Raw genomic sequence first — 16859 nt, 5'->3', positions numbered from 1 at the left:
TCTCCATTATTTTCGCTATTATTGGCTTATTTGCAGGTTACTGTGCCAATATCCTGAATGCCTGTGCTGGCCTTAAGGGCAAATTGCAGATAGCAATTAGCTCCATTGTCAGCCCGGATTATTTTCAGCTTATTTTGTGGTTTAGCTTGTTCAATATAAGTAATACCGTCCCAGCCGACATAACTGACCGGTTTTGTCTCAGAGGTAAATACCGGGCTACCCTTAGGCAAATCTTTACCTGACTCATCGGTGATACGTAGTGTTGCGGAGGTGATTTGTTCTAAGGGGAAGTCGATTAAATAACCACTGCGTTCGCTAATAGCTAAGCGTCGTTCAACTTCAGGCATGCTTACATCCGCCGGTAAGCTCATTGGGTCAATCTGGAATTTTGCCTGATAATAAGATGTGACATTAGGGACTAATAAATAACCGTCGTCGTTGGTTGTGCCGATCAGCTGATTTTCATAACTGACAGGAATCTGACCAAACCCATGAGTTGATATCAGGGCGAAAGCATCATTAATGGTGTTACTGGCATAGACACCATTATTCATTACCACCAGTGATCCGCTGACTTCGCCCCAGCTTTGATAATCTCCCTGACTGCCATACACGCCAACCCGGCTCTCCAGCGCGCGTGTCCGCCAGATAAGGTCAGCCTGCTGATAGCTGCTATTTTCACCGGTACCATTGGCATAAGCCAGATTCCAGCCAAACCCGCCGTTAGTTGGGGTCGCCCGGCTATAGTTTACGCGTTGGCTCCAATTGTTATTGGTATCGCGCACACTACTGATACTGCCAGCCCCCCAATCCCCCAGAGGAATGCTTAACACCATCTGTGCGTTATAACCCTTACTGCCCAATTCGCGGTTGAGTGAAAAGTAAACACTAGTATTGTGCCAGAGGGTGGTGTTGTAGCTAATATTAACCAGACGAGTTCGCTCACCTAATGCATCACGGACGTCAAAATAACCTGAGCCGATTGAACCATACGCACCTAACCCCAGGCTGCCGGTAATTTGGTCAGTACGGCGACTGGGCCGGTATTCACTTTTATAATTTGCCAGGTCGCCATAGTTTGGGCTGCGGTTAATCCGTTGCGCGTTCAAGCTGAAAAAAGCGTTGCTATAGCTGTAGCCAAGCGAGTATTGATTGCCGCGCCCGCCATAGCGCAGAGACGGTGAGGATGGTGGGGTGCTGATATCTGTTTCTATGGGGGCGATACCACTACCTAAAACTGCATCACCGGCGTTACTGATAGTGTAAGAACTATTCACAACACCATAATTTCCGACCCGCAAACTGACCCCACTGCCCACCACATTCAGTTGTTTGGCGATATCGGCTCGCCCTTCCAGTGTCAACCAGGGGGTGGTGCCATAACGTAGCACTCCGCTGGCAACTGGCTCACCATAGTCAGCGGATCGAATGCCATAGTTTTGGCGCAACATGCCACTTGAAATACTAAAATCCCATAAGCCGGGTTTGAGCAAATCGCTGGCTACATAGAAGGGGATTGAGGTGCTGACCTGGCGGCCTAACGCATCGGTGGTGACTACAGTTGCTTGCCCTGCGCCATTTATTCTTGGCCCATTATCAATCACAAAAGGGCCGGGGTTAACGGATGCCGATTGCGTTCTAAAGTTATCAATATAGAGATCAACGGTACTGGGAATGGCCGCCTGACCGGCAAACTGTGGTAGTGGGTAAGTCACTAAGTCCGGGCGAATAGCAAAGTTACGTGACACTTGAAGGCCACCCACCCGCACTGAGCTACTCCACGCCAGCGAGCCGGTTATCAGGTCGCCCGCACTGTAGCTCAGTAAGTGATTCTCATCATTTAATCGCCACTGAGTATCGTAGCGGACATACCCTTTTTCTACCGTAACGTTATCGGTATCTGTCAGGTTACTACGATAAATTCCGGTGTTACTGATCAAGCCAAAATGATCAAACAGGCGCTGTTCTGTCCAGGCCGAAGCATTGCTGGGTTGGCCGCTGCTATTTCCCTGGCTGGCATAGATATCGTAGTTAAACAGTAGGCCGAGACTGCTTTGCGCCAGATTGTAATCCTCTGTTGCCGCAGTATTCACCCGCTGCTCAGGCAGCCATTCGCTTGGAACATCAATGAGTAATCTCTGGCTGTCACCTTGATAGGTAACATGAACTTTATCCATGACATCAATAGCTACTTCGGGTGTGTTTGGCGAAGGCGCGGGGAAACCAACAGTTTTTAACTGTTCGGGTGTCAAATAATAGTGGCCATCGCGATAAATCACCGGCACGGCTTCGCCAAAGTTACGGCCATTAACCACCAGTTCAAGATATAAGGTGGTGTCAGGCATCACCGCAGCAGATGGCGGAGGTGGCAAATCATTCCCCCTTACCGTTAGTGGTATAAATGCAGGGGATATCATTGATGCATACACCAATGTCAAAAATGGCGACAGCCTGAATTTGATAATCATCCCAAACCCTAACGTATTGGCAGTTATTCCCATTTATCAATGCCATAGCGGCGCATCAATCAATAAAGACCCTTCATATGAATCGTCTATTGATGGGGAATAACGATAGGTTTTGTATGACTATTGACCAACGCAGTTAATTGCCCGCTATTGGCAGACGCAGGAACTTGAAAGCGCATTTCATTACCCGGCAGAACATAGCCCATCAACCCACTATTGAGACTTGTATTCTGTAAGTTGACTTGAGAGATACGGGCATGAGTTTGCCCTTGATTGCGAATAGCCAGCCATGTTTTGCCACTATCCTGCACCAGTTTGTAGCTGAGACTGAGCGGGAAAAATGTTGCTGGATTATTGGCATCTTCAGACTTCAGGCCATCACCATAGATGAATAATGGGACGGAATAGCGCATCTGAAACTTCAGCCCCATATTTAAAGAGGGGGCGGCGGCATCTTCGTTGGGATCTTTACGCGGGATCTCATCAATCAACACTCTGAATGCTTGTTCCTGACCTGCTGGTACTTGCGTATTTTTAATCAGCCGGATCAATTGACGTTTGCCCGGTAAAATAGTAGCAACTGGTGGGCTGGCGATGATCGCCGATTGATTGTTGTAATCTTCCTGTCCGGATTTTTGCTGCCACCCTAAAACCCGAATTTGCATATAAACGGGCTGGCTGTCTTTATTTTCCAGCCACAGTGCAGTGGCTTTCTCATGACTATTGATCACCGGATCTATCGGCCAAATAAGTACCGAGGAGGCAGCATAAAGTGGGCTGCTGGCAACTGCCGTAGCAAATAAAACCAACGACGCAAGTGATGTTAATCTAATCATGGTGAACTCCTTGTCGGTAAAATACACACACAAAATAAAAAGTAATTTAATAAGTGACGGTCACTAATAGCGTATCGGTGTAATTCCCCGCGGTGGGGAATGAACTACTGGCAAACAATTGCGCATATAAAACGATCTGCTGTAGCGTGCTATTCGCAGTAATGACCCGCGCAGTGCCGCCGTTACTGCCATTGCCCCAAATAACACTGCGAGCGCTATCTTGAAATATTTGATAAAACAGATATTCACCGGTCGCGCTGTTGAGTAATCGCCTGCCAGTAGCAATATTCCCAGTGGTATTCGTACCACTATTTAACGCCAGAGTGATGCTGGGCGTACCACTGCATTGAATCATGATTGAACCGGCATTTTGACTGGAGACGATATTGATGGCCGTTGACAGCGAAGAGACATTGCCAAAATTCAGCGCACCAAAGCTGCTGCTATCGCTATTGCCACTGCCTAAAATACAGCCCGGCAATATGGTTGCATTAACGGTAAAGGCGCGATTTAGCGTTTCCCCATAACTGTTTGTCACAGGCAAACCCAGCAGGCTAAAGACCAGTAATGTAATGACGGTGGGATAGAAACTGTTAAGCGTCATCTTGCTTCCCCTACCAATTGACCGTGACTTGAATGGTATCGGTATAAATTCCCACCGAGGGTGTGCTCTGTGTCGGAATCAGCCCATAGACGGGGAGGGTGACGGGCTGCCCGCTGGCAACTTGAGAAATTCCGACGGTATTGTCCCAAATATGGCTATGATCGGCGTCGGTATACAGGTTGTAATTGACATGCTGATTGGTCGGCCCTCCGACTAAATAGCGGTTGCTGACGCTCCCACTCTGCCCGGCACTGAGTAACACGGTAAAGCTGGTGTTTTTGCTGCATTGCACGGAAATTGCTCCACTGTTGGCTTGACCGATAACGCTTATCGGGCGGTTTAGCACAGTGACTGAGCCAAAATTCAAGGTACCAAAGGTGGTCGCCCCCGCCGTCGTCGTACCTGCAATGCAGGTGGGCAATAACGTCGCATTGACCGTGATATTGGCCGTTTTCGAGACGGCATAAACCGGATAAGTTCGCAGTAATAACAGTGAGAAAATGAACCATAACAGCACTGTTTTATCGATATTTATCCGTAAGTTATCTGGCGTGATACCCAGAACCATACCTGCTACCAACTGACCGTCACGTTGACGGTATCGTTATAGGTGCTAACACTGGGTGTTGTTTGTGTAGGAACTTCACCATAAATGGTGAGTGGGATGGCGGTACTAATCGCGACCGCGGTGCCAGTCAGTTGATCAGTGCCTGTTGATCCCCAAGGCTGGGAATAGCCATTGTCTTTATACAAATTATAATTTACAAACTCTGTCGTACCGCCCGCCAGGCGGCGTTGGGCAAGCAAAGCATGGGCACCATTGTCTATTCCGATATTGTAGGTAGTACCTGCACTACAGTATAAATTTAACGCGCCATTAGCTGTACTGCTGTACGCCTGTCTGATTCGGGTATTTAAGGTCGAGACGGTACCGAAGTTTATGGTGCCTAAATTGGTTATCCCACCAGCGTTCGTCCCGTCGTTGATATAACACCCCGTAATAATGGTTAATGTCGCACCTAGCGTTCCGGTTACTGTACCAGCACTTTCTACTGACGGAGCTGCTTGTAATAAAACCATTGCACCTAGAATAAGTAAGGGTTTCTTCATTATTTCTTCCTTAATCATAAAATTTGCAGCCAGGTAATCTAGAATTAAGTTGCGCCAATAACGTAGCGCAACTGATGTTTTCGACACTAATCATTAAAAAATCTAGATAATTAATTAATAGCAGCAAGATGCAAAAAGTGTTCGATATTAATCAAAAAATTACTCATCCATCTCATATCTATCATTTATTGCATCTTTTTCTTGAAAAATGACAGAACTGGTTTAATCCCTATATTCAAGATGAATTGATGTTTTGTGTTTTTAATTCTTAATGTGAATCCTTTCAGCTGAGCCATAAACTCGCCATGTCTATGGGGTGGGGAATGTTTATTGATTAAATTTATTTCTTAAATGGATTGCGGAAATTCCCAGCGCTATCGCGGCTAACAGTGCTGCAACGCCGTAAGTCAATTGCATTCCCTGGATAATATCTGTCGTGGTTGCCAGTTGAATATTTTGAGCGGTCGACGCGCAGGCAAAAATAGCCCCCATAACCGATGCGCCAGTGATAAGCCCAAGGTTGCGTGCCAGGTTAAGCATGCCGGAAACGACACCCCGTTGATCGGCACTCACAGATTTAATCATTAGCGTATTGTTAGCCGTCTGGAAAATGGCATAACCCGCCGTAATCAGGCAAACCGGGACGACATAGCCCAGTACACCCCAGCCTGTGGGGATGATCGCCAATATCGTGGCCCCAAAAGTGACGCCGACCAATCCGCCGGTGACCATTATTTGAGCACCCAATTTATCCACCGCATAACCCGCCGGAATACTCCCCAGCGCCGCGACTATCGGGCCAGCGGACATCGCTAAGCCAACCCATTGTGCTGGCAAGCCCAGCGCCCGTGAAAGATAAAATGGCCCAACAATCAATGTGGACATCATGATGGTCGTGACCAATGTGCTCATGATTAAACTGCCGCGCAGGACTGAATGGCGCAACATAGCGGTTTGAATTAAGGGGTATTTCGCCCTTTTTTCTGCCCGACTAAATAGCCCGACACCGATGGCTGCTGCTGCTAATAACGCTAAATTACGTGCATCGAATCTGCCATGTCCCCATGTCATCGATAGCGCATACAGCGCAAGAATTAGGCCTAGGAGCAGCATCCCGATGGGATCAAAGCCAGATTGCGGTTGAGTGAATGCAGTCCGGTTACGGGGCAAGTAACGCGATATCAGCAGCAGGGCCAATAGTCCCAAAGGGATATTAATTAAGAATATGGCAGGCCAGCCAAACCCGGCAATAAGTATGCCGCCGAGAGAGGGGCCAAGTGCGGTACCGAGGGCGGAGACTGTGCCGAGCATTCCCATAACTCGCCCGGTTTTTTCTTGGCTAACCGTTTCACCTACCAATGCTAATGTCAGTGTCATCATGGCGGCAGCACCTAACCCTTGTATGACTCGGGCGGCAATCAGTATCCCCATCGTGGGTGCTAATGCGCAGCCCACCGATGCGACGCTGAATAATCCAATCCCGGCTTTTAGCAACAGGCGCTTGTCAATGATATCGCCCATGCGCCCAATACTGATGGCCGATGTGGTTATCGCCAACAAGTAGGCTAATACTACCCATTGCGCATCCTGAAATGAGGCATTTAAAGCCTGCGTCAATGTGGGTAATCCTACATTGGCAATGCTGGTGGCTAATGACGAAAGCAGCATCGGCAGGGAGAGGCTGAGCACTGTTTTTCGCAGGTTGGTATCTTCGACTTTGAGTGAGTGTATATTGCGGGTATTGGCTTTCATGTGGGGATAGCTCCAAATAAGACTTAGTCAGAGGCTATTCCATTACATGACAGGGCGGAAGACGCACTGAATGCAGTTTATTGCTGCATTCAACGCCATGTCATCACCGGTTGTGCTAGAGTCACTGAATGACAAAACCTGATCTCAATTTACTCCTTACTCTCAATGTTCTGCTGGCAGAAGGTAGTGTGGTGCGTGCCGCCCAGCGATTGGGGCTAAGTCCATCGGCAATGAGCCGTGCGCTAGCGAGATTACGCCAAACCACCGGTGATCCTTTATTGGTTAGGGCGGGGCGGGTGTTGGTTCCCACGCCAAGGGCGCTTGAACTGCGTGAGCAGGTCAGCCAATTAGTTGAGGGCGCAACATTGGTGCTGCGCCCGGCCGAGAAACTAAATCTTGCACAGCTGAGGCGTATTTTCACATTGCGTACCAGTGACGGTTTTGTCGAAAATTTTGGTGCGATGCTGTTGGCGCGAGTTAACCAAGATGCTGCGCAGGTGCGGTTGCGCTTTATGCAGAAAATGGACAAAGACAGTGCATTGCTGCGTGATGGCATTGTCGATCTGGAAACCGGTGTCGTGGGCTCTTCGGCCAGCCCTGAATTGCGCACGCGCGGGTTATTTCGCGATCGCTTTATTGGTGTTGTCAGGGCGGGGCATTCATTGAGCCAAGGGGAGATATCCCCCGAACGCTATGCTAGCCAGGGCCATATTATGATTTCACGGCGTCAGGGCCATAAAGGGCCAGTTGATGATGCTTTGCAATTAGTGGGTCTGGAACGAAACGCAGTGACTTATGTTGACGGTATCTCGACCGCGTTGGCATTAGTGAAAGGATCGGACTTGGTTGCCACCGTTGCTGAACGTCATACCCAGAACCTGCGCAGCGGGATGTTCAGTTTTCCTCTGCCGATAACTTCACCGGTTATCATGATTTCTATGCTCTGGCACCCACGTATGGAGGCTGATCCGGCGCATCGTTGGTTGCGCCAATGTGTGTTGGATGTGTGTGGTGATGACCATCAGGGCGGCATGACGTTACCGCCCTGATCGGCCGCCAAACTAGAAGTGCGGTATCGCCGTTCCCCAGTCGCGCCAGTCTTTAGGCTCTTGCGGGTTAAGCAGGAAGTGTTGATTCACACTGGCTTTCGGTGCCAATGGGGTAGTTGGCGGTGTGGCGAAAGCAATGCCACCGCGAATAAACTGCTGGAAGGTGCCACTTTTCACCACTCCGCCGGTCAGGCCAAATTCAAGGTTATAGCCTGATGCCAGCCAGAAGACGCTGTTTTGCCGTACTAATTGCTGGTATTTCTGACTGATACGCAGGGAAACCTGTACCCGATCAGACATCGCCCCCAGATTAAATCCGGTTACTGTCCCCACTTCCAGCCCACGGAACAGAACCGGTGTCCCCACCTGCAATGACCCCGCCTCAGCGGTATCGAGGATAATGCTCAGGCCATCAAGATAGCGCGAATCCGTAATAGTGGCGGTTTGCAGCTCAAAAGTGCGCAAGGTGCCACCTTTGCCCGGCTCTACATTAATATAGGGCTGGAACAGGGTATCGAGATTGTTCACTCCGGCAGCGGAGATTTCCGGTGAAACAATCGAGAAACGGGTACCTGCGCGAGCAAAACTCTGCACATATTCGGGATAAAGCACTGCTTTGGCGAGCACTTCATTGCGCTCTGGGGCTAGTTTCAGCGATTCAACCTGGCCGATATTGATACCCAGATAACGAATTGGCATGCCGGCGGCAAGTTTGCTGGCATCAAAAGTGCGTAAGATAATCTGGCTACCAACCGCGCGCGCCGCAGTTTCGTTAGCATAAAGTGTGCGTTTTGCGCCTTTATCCAGCGTAACGCCTTCAAGATTATCAAAGCTGATAGCACCTTTTAATGCGCGATTCAGCGGAGAAGCTTGCACAGTCAGGCCACTCCCGTTCAATTGCACTTTTGCCCCGCCTTCGGCCCAGAAGATACTCTTATCAGTGAGTAGCTTGCGATATTCCGGTTGAATATAAACATCCACTTCGAACTCGTTGGCTTTCGGCCTGATCTGAGTAATTTCACCCACCTGGAACTTGCGATACAACACCACTGAACCGGTCTGCACATCAGGCAGGCTGGTGGCGGTTAAGGTGAGGGTGGTGGCCGGGCTATTGCCTAAAATGCCGTCGGTCGCTTTATCTACGCTGCTGTACAGCGGATACTTACCGAGTGGATCACCTTTGCTGCCTGGCAGAATCAGAATACCGCCGTCAATCCATTCCTGAGCACTGGCACCTTGCACATCAATGCCATCGATACCAAGTTTGACATCAAGGCGGCTGTTAACCACAAATTTGCTGTCTTTGTGTACTAAATTACGGTATTTCGCTTCAATTGCTGCGGTAAAACTGACGCCATTGGCTGACAGTTCGCGCGTTAATATCTGACCAATTTTAATGCCATGTAGTGAGATGGGCTGGCCCACATCAATGCCGTAGCTTTCTGGCGCGGTTAATTGTAATTCAAGCACATTAGGTTGCTGTAACAAGCTTTTACTGCTGGGCAGCACGGTAAAACGCTGCTGCGGTTCACCCTCGCCGGGGATCAGCTCCAATGTATTTCCGGTTAAAAGCTCACTAAGCTTGGCATCATTAAGGCTGATGCGTGGGCTGTTCATTTCAATGCGCGTACCAGTACGCATTAAATCGACCACAGATGGGTCAAGCGTCAGTTCGCCGGTCACTTTGCCATCCGGCTGGAGTGTCATTTTAGTCAGAGTGCCGACTTGTAAACCCTGATAAATCAGCGGGGTACGCCCCTCACTCAAGCTGTTGCCGCTAGGTAAATCCAGTGTGATGGCGACACCGCGCTGGCTGTGTGCTAAATCAGGATAAAGCTGGAAAGGCTGGTCTGGCTTGGCGTTCTGGCTATTGGGCGGGGAGTCAAAAGCGATGGCTCCATTGACCAACGCGGCCAGACTTTCCATTTGTACGGACGCGCCATTGAGACTGAAATCGCCTTTAAAACCAGATACATTCCAGAAGCGAGTGTTATTTTTGACCAATTTGGCAAAGCGCCGGTCAATCAGCACATCAATGACTACACCGTTATTATCAGGAGCAATGTTGTAGTCGTAGACTTTTCCCACCGGAATCTTACGGTAATACACCAGGGAGCCATTATTCAGCGAACCCAGATCTGGCGCATGGAGATGCACCATTAACTCACCGGTATTGAGGCGGAATTTAGGTTGGGTATCCAGCGCGGTGAAGTGACTTTGCGGTTTGCCTTCACCGGGCATCATGCCGATATAGTTACCGCCGACCAAGGCATCCAGCCCAGAAACCCCAGCCAATGACGCTTTTGGTGTCACCAACCAAAATTGAGTTCCTTCACGCAACGAGTCTTCCATGTCATTTTTGATGCTGGCGGTAACTTTAATATTACGCAGATCATCATCCAGACTGATGGATTGCACCATCCCGACTTCGACACCTTGGTAGCGCACAGGCGTACGCCCCGCCACAATCCCGGCCGCAGACTGGAAATCGATAGTGACTTCCGTGCCACGTTCTTGCCAGTTGTTATAAACCAGCCACCCCGCAATCAGCAGGGCAATAAAAGGCAGTAACCAGAAAGGTGATATCCGGCGTTTATGTTTAATCTGTGCCTCAGTCGGTGTACTCGGCGTTTCCTGTTGCATGTGCATCCCAAATCAATCGGCTATCCAGCCATTCAACAGCAAGGATAGTCAAAATGACCGCAGACCCAAAATAGAAGGCTGCTGGCCCCATAGTAAAGGAAAGGAGCTGATCGCGATTAATCAGCGACATCATTAGTGCAATAACAAAGAGATCCAGCATTGACCAGCGGCCAATCCAGGTAATTAGACGCAGCAACCGCATTCGAGTTTTCAAGCTGTGCTGTGTCTTTAGATGAATACTCATCAGTAATGTTATTAAGACAATGATTTTGGTAAAAGGCACCAGCACACTGGCGATAAACACCACGGCGGCTATCGGCAGATTACCAGATGAAGCGAGAGAAACCACACCGGAGAAAATAGTATCCTCCATGCGCGTGCCGTTGGCATAAACAATTGATATCGGCAATAGATTGGCGGGCAGCAGCAACACGATAGAAGCAATTAACGCCGCCCAGGTTTTTTGGATGCTGTGACGGCGGCGATGGCGTAAAGGGATGTGGCAACGCGGGCAGCGGCCGAGGGCATCAGGGTGCCCGGTGTAATGACAGGATAAACAGACGCGCAGCGTCTCTCTGGGGCCGGGGGGCTGCTCTTGCGGGTAAAAACGCTCCCACAGTTGCTCCAGATTAAGATGCACCAGCGCCAGAATACTCAGTAATGTTAACGTCAGATAAGCTATTAATCCGGTTCCGGCCATTACATCGGCGTATTCTTTGACTTTAATACAAGCCACCGCCATGCCGATAAGATAGATATCCAGCATCACCCACTCTTTCAATCGCTCCAGCATCAATAAGATTGGCCGCAGGTTCATACCCATTCGGCTGCCAATTCGTAGATAGAGTATTGAAACGGTCAGGGTAATCGGCGCACCCAGAATGCAAAATGCCACCATACTGGCGGTGATAGGGTGGCCTTGACGGCTCATTTGCCAGATCCCTTCCAGCAAACTGGCATCAATTCGGGTGCCAAGCAGGCGGATAGTAATCAGCGGTTCGGTAAACGCAAATGGCATCAGTAATAGCATAGCGACAGCAATGGCGGTCAGACGGGTCAGTGACCAATCTCGCCCACTGGCAATTTTTGCGCTGCAACGCGGGCAATAGGCGGTTTGCCTGCCATTGAGTGGCGGCAAGGTAAACAGCGCATCACATTGACAGCATCGCTGAACCCGGGAGGTGGACAGTGGGCGCTGAATGGCATGTATTTTCATCTATTAAGCACCCTGACACCGACATCGGTCTGTAAAGAGTAAACAGTAAATAAAAGAGTAAACAGTAAATAATAGAGCGGATGGTAGCAGAGCAATCACTCAAAACAAGGGGCAAAAAGGGCCAAACTCCCGATGTCGGTAACTCTTTTGCAGGGTAAGCGCCGAATAACCTTGTAGCAACGCGCAATTAATGATTATTTTATATAAGCTACGCGCAACAATTGCCTCTGGCTATTCTTAGGTTTCTAACGGTCATTACATGAAAAAAGCAGAATTCTACGCGGAATTAAAACGTGACTTGAGTGCTCTGATTGCAGGTGAAACTAATTTCATCGCCACATTGGCTAACGCCAGCGCTTTAATTTATGAGCGCCTTGACGGTTTGAATTGGGCGGGTTTTTATTTGCTCGATGGTAATCAATTGGTGTTAGGGCCTTTCCAGGGAAAAATCGCCTGTGTGCGTATTCCTGTCGGGAAGGGGGTGTGTGGAACTGCGGTGGCAGAAAATCGCGTTCAGCGGGTCGGTGATGTGCATGCATTCCCCGGTCATATCGCTTGTGATGCCGCCAGTAATGCTGAAATTGTGCTGCCAATCACAGTTCAGGGAAAAGTTATCGGCGTTTTGGATATCGACAGCATTGTTTATGATCGCTTTGATAAAGACGACGAATTAGGCTTAATCTCAGTCGTGGCGGGGCTTTGCGAGCATCTGGAGCTTTGTGACAGCGCAAAATATGTTACACAAGCTGCAAGTTGATATACGGATAACGTGGCAATTGCTGATGGCGTCATTATAATGACGCCTGTTCATGCCTGCGCTGGTTGGCAAACCCGTTGTAATCAGGAAATTTCATGGAAAATCAACCTAAGTTGAACAGTAGTAAAGAAGTCATAGCCTTTTTGGCTGAGCGGTTCCCGCTTTGTTTCACCGCCGAAGGCGAAGCACGTCCACTGAAGATCGGTATTTTTCAAGATCTGGTCGAACGTGTTCAGGGGGAAGAGAATTTAAGCAAAACGCAATTGCGTTCTGCGCTGCGTCTCTACACCTCAAGCTGGCGTTATCTTTATGGGGTCAAAGTCGGTGCTGAACGTGTTGATTTGGACGGCAACCCTTGTGGTGTGCTGGAAGAGCAACATGTAGAACATGCCCGCAAACAGCTGGAAGAGGCGAAAGCCCGTGTTCAAGCACAACGTGCTGAACAACAAGCTAAGAAGCGCGAAGCTGCCATTGCTGCGGGTGAAACCCCAGAGCCACGTCGCCCACGTCCGGCAGGTAAAAAACCTGCGCCGCGTCGTGAAGCGGGTGTGGCTTCGGAAAACCGCAAGCCTCGTCAGTCACCTCGCCCTCAGCAGGCTAATCAAAAACAAGCTCGGCCACCTCGTCCACAGGCCGAGGAAAACCAGCCACGCCCTGTGCCGGTCACAGATATCTCTAAACTGCAAATTGGTCAAGAAATCAAAGTCAGAGCAGGCAAGAGCGCGATGGACGCAACCGTATTAGAAATCGCTAAAGATGGCGTACGGGTGCAGCTATCTTCCGGTCTGGCGATGATTGTGCGCGCAGAACACTTGCAGTTCTGATACGGAGGCCAACCTAGGCATGAACAAATTTGTCAGACTAACAGCAATCGCAGGCTTGTTACTGGCGGGGGCAAGTTACGCTGCTGATACCACAACGTATCGCATCGACCAACTTCCTCAATTGCACCAGGAACCAGAGCATGCAACCGTGAGTGAGCGCGTAACATCGCGCTTCACTCGCTCTCACTATCGCCAATTTGCATTGGATGATCAGTTTTCCGCCAAAATATTTGATCGCTACCTCAACATGCTGGATTACAGCCACAACGTGTTGTTGGCATCAGATGTGGCAAAGTTCGCGGATAAAAAACATTCGCTGGACGATGAATTAAAATCCGGCCAATTAGATACGCCGTATGCGTTATTCAATTTGGCGCAAAAACGCCGTTTTGAGCGCTATCAATATGCACTGTCAGTTTTGAACCGGCCAATGGACTTTACCGGTAATGACACCATTGACATTGATCGCAGCAAAGCGCCTTGGCCGACTAGCGAAGCTGAGCTGAACAAGCTTTGGGACGCAAAAGTTAAATACGATCAGCTCAATTTGAAATTAACCGGTAAAACGGACAAAGAAATCAAAGAGACGCTGACGAAGCGCTATCAGGCGGCCATTAAGCGTTTGACGCAAAGTAATAGCGAAGACGTTTTCCAGCTGATTATGAATGCGTTTGCCCACGAAATTGACCCCCATACCAATTATCTGTCCCCACGTAATACCGAGCAGTTCAACACCGAAATGAGTTTGTCTCTGGAAGGTATCGGTGCCGTTCTGCAAATGGATGATGATTACACATTAATCAACTCCATGGTTCCTGGTGGCCCGGCAGCGAAAAGTAAAACTATCGCGGTGGGTGATCGGGTGATCGGCGTTGGTCAAACGGGCAAACCGATGGTGGATGTTATCGGCTGGCGTCTTGACGATGTGGTCGCGCTAATTAAAGGGCCGAAAGGCAGTAAAGTGCGGTTAGAAATTTTACCAGCCGGTAAAGGGACGAAACCTCGTACCGTGACGTTGACGCGTGAACGTATTCGTCTGGAAGACCGCGCGGTGAAAATGTCGGTGAAAACCATTGGTAAAGAGCGTGTCGGAGTTCTGGATATTCCTGGTTTCTACGTTGGCCTGACCGAAGACGTCAAGGTGCAGTTGCAGAAACTGGAAAAACAGAATGTCAGCAGTATTATCATTGACTTACGTAGCAATGGTGGTGGTGCGCTGACTGAAGCTGTCTCTTTATCGGGTTTGTTTATCCCAAGTGGCCCAGTGGTTCAGGTGCGGGATAACAACGGTAAAGTACGCGAAGACAGTGATACCGACGGCGTGGTGTATTACAAAGGCCCGCTGGTGGTATTAGTTGACCGCTATAGCGCCTCTGCATCCGAGATTTTTGCTGCGGCAATGCAAGATTATGGCCGAGCCTTAATTGTCGGTGAGCCTACCTTCGGTAAAGGTACTGTACAACAGTACCGTTCGTTGAATCGTATCTACGATCAGATGTTGCGCCCTGAATGGCCGGCATTGGGTTCATTGCAATACACTATCCAGAAATTCTATCGGGTAGATGGTGGCAGTACTCAGCGTAAAGGGGTTACCCCAGATATCGTGATGCCGACTGGTGTTGATCCGGCGGAAACCGGTGAAAGTTTCGAAGATAATGCCTTACCTTGGGACAGCATCAATGCGGCCAGTTATACCAAAGTGGGCGATTTGAAACCGCTGGAGCCTGAGTTACTCAAAACACATGCCGCCCGTATCGCCGCTGATCCTGAATTCCAACATATTCAGCAAGATATTGAGCGTTATAAGGCTCTGAAGGATAAGAAGAACATTGTCTCTCTTAATTACGCTCAGCGTGAAAAAGAGAACCATGATGATGATGCCACACGTCTGAATCGCTTAAATGAGCGCTTTAAACGTGAAGGTAAGAAGCCACTGAAGTCATTGGAAGATTTACCAAAAGACTATCAGGAGCCGGACCCTTATCTGGATGAAACCGTGCATATTGCCTTGGATTTAGCTCATAAAGAAAAAGCGCAGCCACAGGTTGAATCTCAACCGGCAGTGCCTGCTGCGACAGCAACAGCCGCAAAATAATCTGTGGATGTATGCATAATCCGGGTTCTTAGAGCCCGGATTTTTTTTACTTTTTTCTATGTCACTTCAGTAGAATTGGCGAAAAAATAGCTCAATATGTAATAAAAAGTATCCAAATTTGTAAAGTTATGTTGATTTCCTCTCTTAGAACTTAACAAGCCTTGAAAATTTATCAGATGCCCATACGATCAGCATATCTCAGTAGTTATTTGGCTAAGTCATCATGTCAATTTTGGCTTAATACGATGTTGATTTAATACGGTCGTCAATTACAGAATAAGGAAATAAATTTTTATGATGCGTATCGCTCTATTCCTACTCACCAACCTGGCTGTCATGTTGGTGTTCGGGTTGGTGCTTAGCCTGACAGGTATTCAGTCCAGCAGTGTGCAGGGGCTGATGATTATGGCCGGTCTGTTTGGTTTCGGCGGCGCATTTGTTTCGTTGCTGATGTCCAAATGGATGGCTCTTCGTTCCGTGGGGGGTGAAGTTATTGAACAACCCCGTAATGAAACTGAGCGCTGGTTATTGGACACAGTACGTCGCCAGTCTCAGCAGGCAGGTATTGCCATGCCGCAAGTGGCTATTTATCAGGCTCCGGATATAAATGCCTTCGCGACCGGTGCCCGTCGTGATGCTTCATTGGTCGCTGTCAGTACCGGTTTGTTGCAGAACATGAGCCGTGATGAAGCAGAGGCAGTTATTGCCCATGAAATTAGCCATGTGGCGAATGGTGATATGGTCACCATGACCTTAATTCAAGGTATTGTGAATACCTTTGTTATCTTCATTTCACGTTTGATTGCGCAAGTGGCTGCTGGCTTCTTGTCGGGTGATCGTGATAATGAAGGGAGCAGTTCAGGTAACCCAATGGTTTACTTCGCGGTTTCAATGGTATTGGAGCTGGTGTTCGGTATTCTTGCCAGCATTATTACCATGTGGTTCTCGCGTCATCGTGAATTCCATGCCGACGCCGGTTCAGCAAGATTGGTGGGGCGTGAGAAGATGATTGCTGCCTTGCAGCGGCTGAAAACCAGCTATGAACCGCAGGAAGCGGGTAATCTGATGGCTTTCTGTATTAACGGCAAATCTAAATCATTCAGCGAGCTGTTTATGTCCCACCCGCCGCTGGACAAACGTATTGAAGCTTTGCGTTCTGGTGAATACCTGAAATAATCGGTATTGATATAAAAGCAAAACCCCGCTATCTGGCGGGGTGAGGTTAATGACAAAGTGCTTTCAGCGGTGAAAACAGGCAGATCGTAAAGACGCCGTAAACCCCTCCCTGGGGGCTCGAGCCGCGCCCTATATGGACGCTCCCAATAAACCAAGTGTTTTTTCTTGAAAATAGCGCTCAGGTATTGCAGCCATATATCCGGTTTCTTTATGGGCGCGATTGCGCCCGAACCATGATGAAATCCGCCAAGTGAGTTCCTATCATCCTTACGGGCCAAATGCCCCGGCGGCTCACGGAGTTTCTCACTTGCGGTCTTACCTGTTTTGCC

At 49.0% G+C, this 16859-nt stretch carries 13 protein-coding genes; 5 read left to right on the top strand and 8 right to left on the bottom strand.

Annotated elements, in window-relative coordinates; translation table 11 throughout:
* Positions 1-26: 26 nt before the first annotated feature.
* From FGL26_RS05955 to FGL26_RS05930, 6 genes are all read right to left on the bottom strand, one after another.
* Positions 27-2468, bottom strand: coding sequence for a fimbria/pilus outer membrane usher protein (locus FGL26_RS05955; protein ID WP_005170235.1), 2442 nt, complete (start codon positions 2466-2468; stop codon positions 27-29).
* 86 nt (positions 2469-2554) lie between these two features.
* The gene (locus FGL26_RS05950) at positions 2555-3304 is read right to left on the bottom strand and encodes a fimbrial biogenesis chaperone (RefSeq protein WP_005170230.1); all 750 of its coding nucleotides are present in this window, start codon (positions 3302-3304) and stop codon (positions 2555-2557) included.
* Between the two features lie 46 nt (positions 3305-3350).
* On the bottom strand, positions 3351-3908 hold the full coding sequence (locus tag FGL26_RS05945; protein WP_005170228.1) for a Csu type fimbrial protein: 558 nt from the start codon (positions 3906-3908) through the stop codon (positions 3351-3353).
* Positions 3909-3918: 10 nt separating this feature from the next.
* The gene (locus FGL26_RS05940) at positions 3919-4476 is read right to left on the bottom strand and encodes a Csu type fimbrial protein (RefSeq protein WP_005170225.1); all 558 of its coding nucleotides are present in this window, start codon (positions 4474-4476) and stop codon (positions 3919-3921) included.
* 5 nt (positions 4477-4481) lie between these two features.
* Positions 4482-5036 carry a Csu type fimbrial protein gene (locus tag FGL26_RS05935; protein WP_072075871.1) on the bottom strand — a complete coding sequence of 185 codons (555 nt, stop codon included), beginning with the start codon at positions 5034-5036 and terminating at the stop codon, positions 4482-4484.
* A 309-nt stretch (positions 5037-5345) separates the two neighbouring features.
* A complete protein-coding gene (locus FGL26_RS05930; protein ID WP_005170223.1) occupies positions 5346-6770 on the bottom strand; it encodes an MFS transporter in 1425 nt (474 codons plus the stop codon).
* Positions 6771-6898: 128 nt separating this feature from the next.
* On the opposite strand from FGL26_RS05930, the gene FGL26_RS05925 reads away from it, so the two are divergent.
* On the top strand, positions 6899-7819 hold the full coding sequence (locus tag FGL26_RS05925; protein ID WP_005170222.1) for a LysR family transcriptional regulator: 921 nt from the start codon (positions 6899-6901) through the stop codon (positions 7817-7819).
* Between the two features lie 12 nt (positions 7820-7831).
* Here FGL26_RS05925 and FGL26_RS05920 read toward each other — a convergent pair whose 3' ends face one another.
* Positions 7832-10462 (bottom strand): PqiB family protein, encoded by a 2631-nt coding sequence (locus FGL26_RS05920; protein WP_005170221.1) that lies wholly within the window; start codon positions 10460-10462, stop codon positions 7832-7834.
* Positions 10431-11678, bottom strand: coding sequence for a membrane integrity lipid transport subunit YebS (yebS, locus tag FGL26_RS05915; RefSeq protein ID WP_005170219.1), 1248 nt, complete (start codon positions 11676-11678; stop codon positions 10431-10433). Before yebS ends, FGL26_RS05920 begins: the two co-directional genes overlap by 32 nt.
* Before the next feature lie 259 nt (positions 11679-11937).
* Between yebS and FGL26_RS05910 the strand changes: the two genes are divergently transcribed.
* The 4 genes from FGL26_RS05910 to htpX all read left to right on the top strand — a co-directional run bounded on the left by FGL26_RS05910 (position 11938) and on the right by htpX (position 16530).
* Positions 11938-12435, top strand: a complete 498-nt coding sequence (locus FGL26_RS05910; protein ID WP_005164942.1) for a GAF domain-containing protein — start codon at positions 11938-11940, stop codon at positions 12433-12435.
* Between the two features lie 95 nt (positions 12436-12530).
* Complete coding sequence (gene proQ / locus FGL26_RS05905) at positions 12531-13259, top strand: RNA chaperone ProQ (protein WP_005170218.1); 729 nt, start codon at positions 12531-12533, stop codon at positions 13257-13259.
* Between the two features lie 19 nt (positions 13260-13278).
* Positions 13279-15354, top strand: coding sequence for a carboxy terminal-processing peptidase (gene prc, locus FGL26_RS05900; RefSeq protein WP_005170217.1), 2076 nt, complete (start codon positions 13279-13281; stop codon positions 15352-15354).
* A gap of 294 nt (positions 15355-15648) precedes the next feature.
* Positions 15649-16530: a protease HtpX gene (gene htpX, locus FGL26_RS05895; protein WP_005170215.1), complete on the top strand. Its 882-nt coding sequence runs from the start codon at positions 15649-15651 to the stop codon at positions 16528-16530.
* Positions 16531-16859: the final 329 nt, after the last annotated feature.

Source organism: Yersinia enterocolitica subsp. enterocolitica (assembly GCF_901472495.1).
Lineage (GTDB): Bacteria > Pseudomonadota > Gammaproteobacteria > Enterobacterales > Enterobacteriaceae > Yersinia > Yersinia enterocolitica.
This window is presented reverse-complemented; position numbering and strand designations above follow the sequence as displayed.

Excerpts from the sequence above, each read along its gene's own strand:
- proQ (WP_005170218.1), top strand. The coding sequence starts at position 12,531 with ATGGAAAATCAACCTAAGTTGAACAGTAGTAAAGAAGTCATAGCCTTT.
- FGL26_RS05920 (WP_005170221.1), bottom strand. The coding sequence starts at position 10,462 with ATGCAACAGGAAACGCCGAGTACACCGACTGAGGCACAGATTAAACAT.
- FGL26_RS05945 (WP_005170228.1), bottom strand. The coding sequence starts at position 3,908 with ATGACGCTTAACAGTTTCTATCCCACCGTCATTACATTACTGGTCTTT.
- prc (WP_005170217.1), top strand. The coding sequence starts at position 13,279 with ATGAACAAATTTGTCAGACTAACAGCAATCGCAGGCTTGTTACTGGCG.
- FGL26_RS05925 (WP_005170222.1), top strand. The coding sequence starts at position 6,899 with ATGACAAAACCTGATCTCAATTTACTCCTTACTCTCAATGTTCTGCTG.
- FGL26_RS05940 (WP_005170225.1), bottom strand. The coding sequence starts at position 4,476 with ATGGTTCTGGGTATCACGCCAGATAACTTACGGATAAATATCGATAAA.
- FGL26_RS05950 (WP_005170230.1), bottom strand. The coding sequence starts at position 3,304 with ATGATTAGATTAACATCACTTGCGTCGTTGGTTTTATTTGCTACGGCA.
- FGL26_RS05955 (WP_005170235.1), bottom strand. The coding sequence starts at position 2,468 with ATGATTATCAAATTCAGGCTGTCGCCATTTTTGACATTGGTGTATGCA.
- FGL26_RS05910 (WP_005164942.1), top strand. The coding sequence starts at position 11,938 with ATGAAAAAAGCAGAATTCTACGCGGAATTAAAACGTGACTTGAGTGCT.
- htpX (WP_005170215.1), top strand. The coding sequence starts at position 15,649 with ATGATGCGTATCGCTCTATTCCTACTCACCAACCTGGCTGTCATGTTG.
- FGL26_RS05930 (WP_005170223.1), bottom strand. The coding sequence starts at position 6,770 with ATGAAAGCCAATACCCGCAATATACACTCACTCAAAGTCGAAGATACC.
- FGL26_RS05935 (WP_072075871.1), bottom strand. The coding sequence starts at position 5,036 with ATGATTAAGGAAGAAATAATGAAGAAACCCTTACTTATTCTAGGTGCA.
- yebS (WP_005170219.1), bottom strand. The coding sequence starts at position 11,678 with ATGAAAATACATGCCATTCAGCGCCCACTGTCCACCTCCCGGGTTCAG.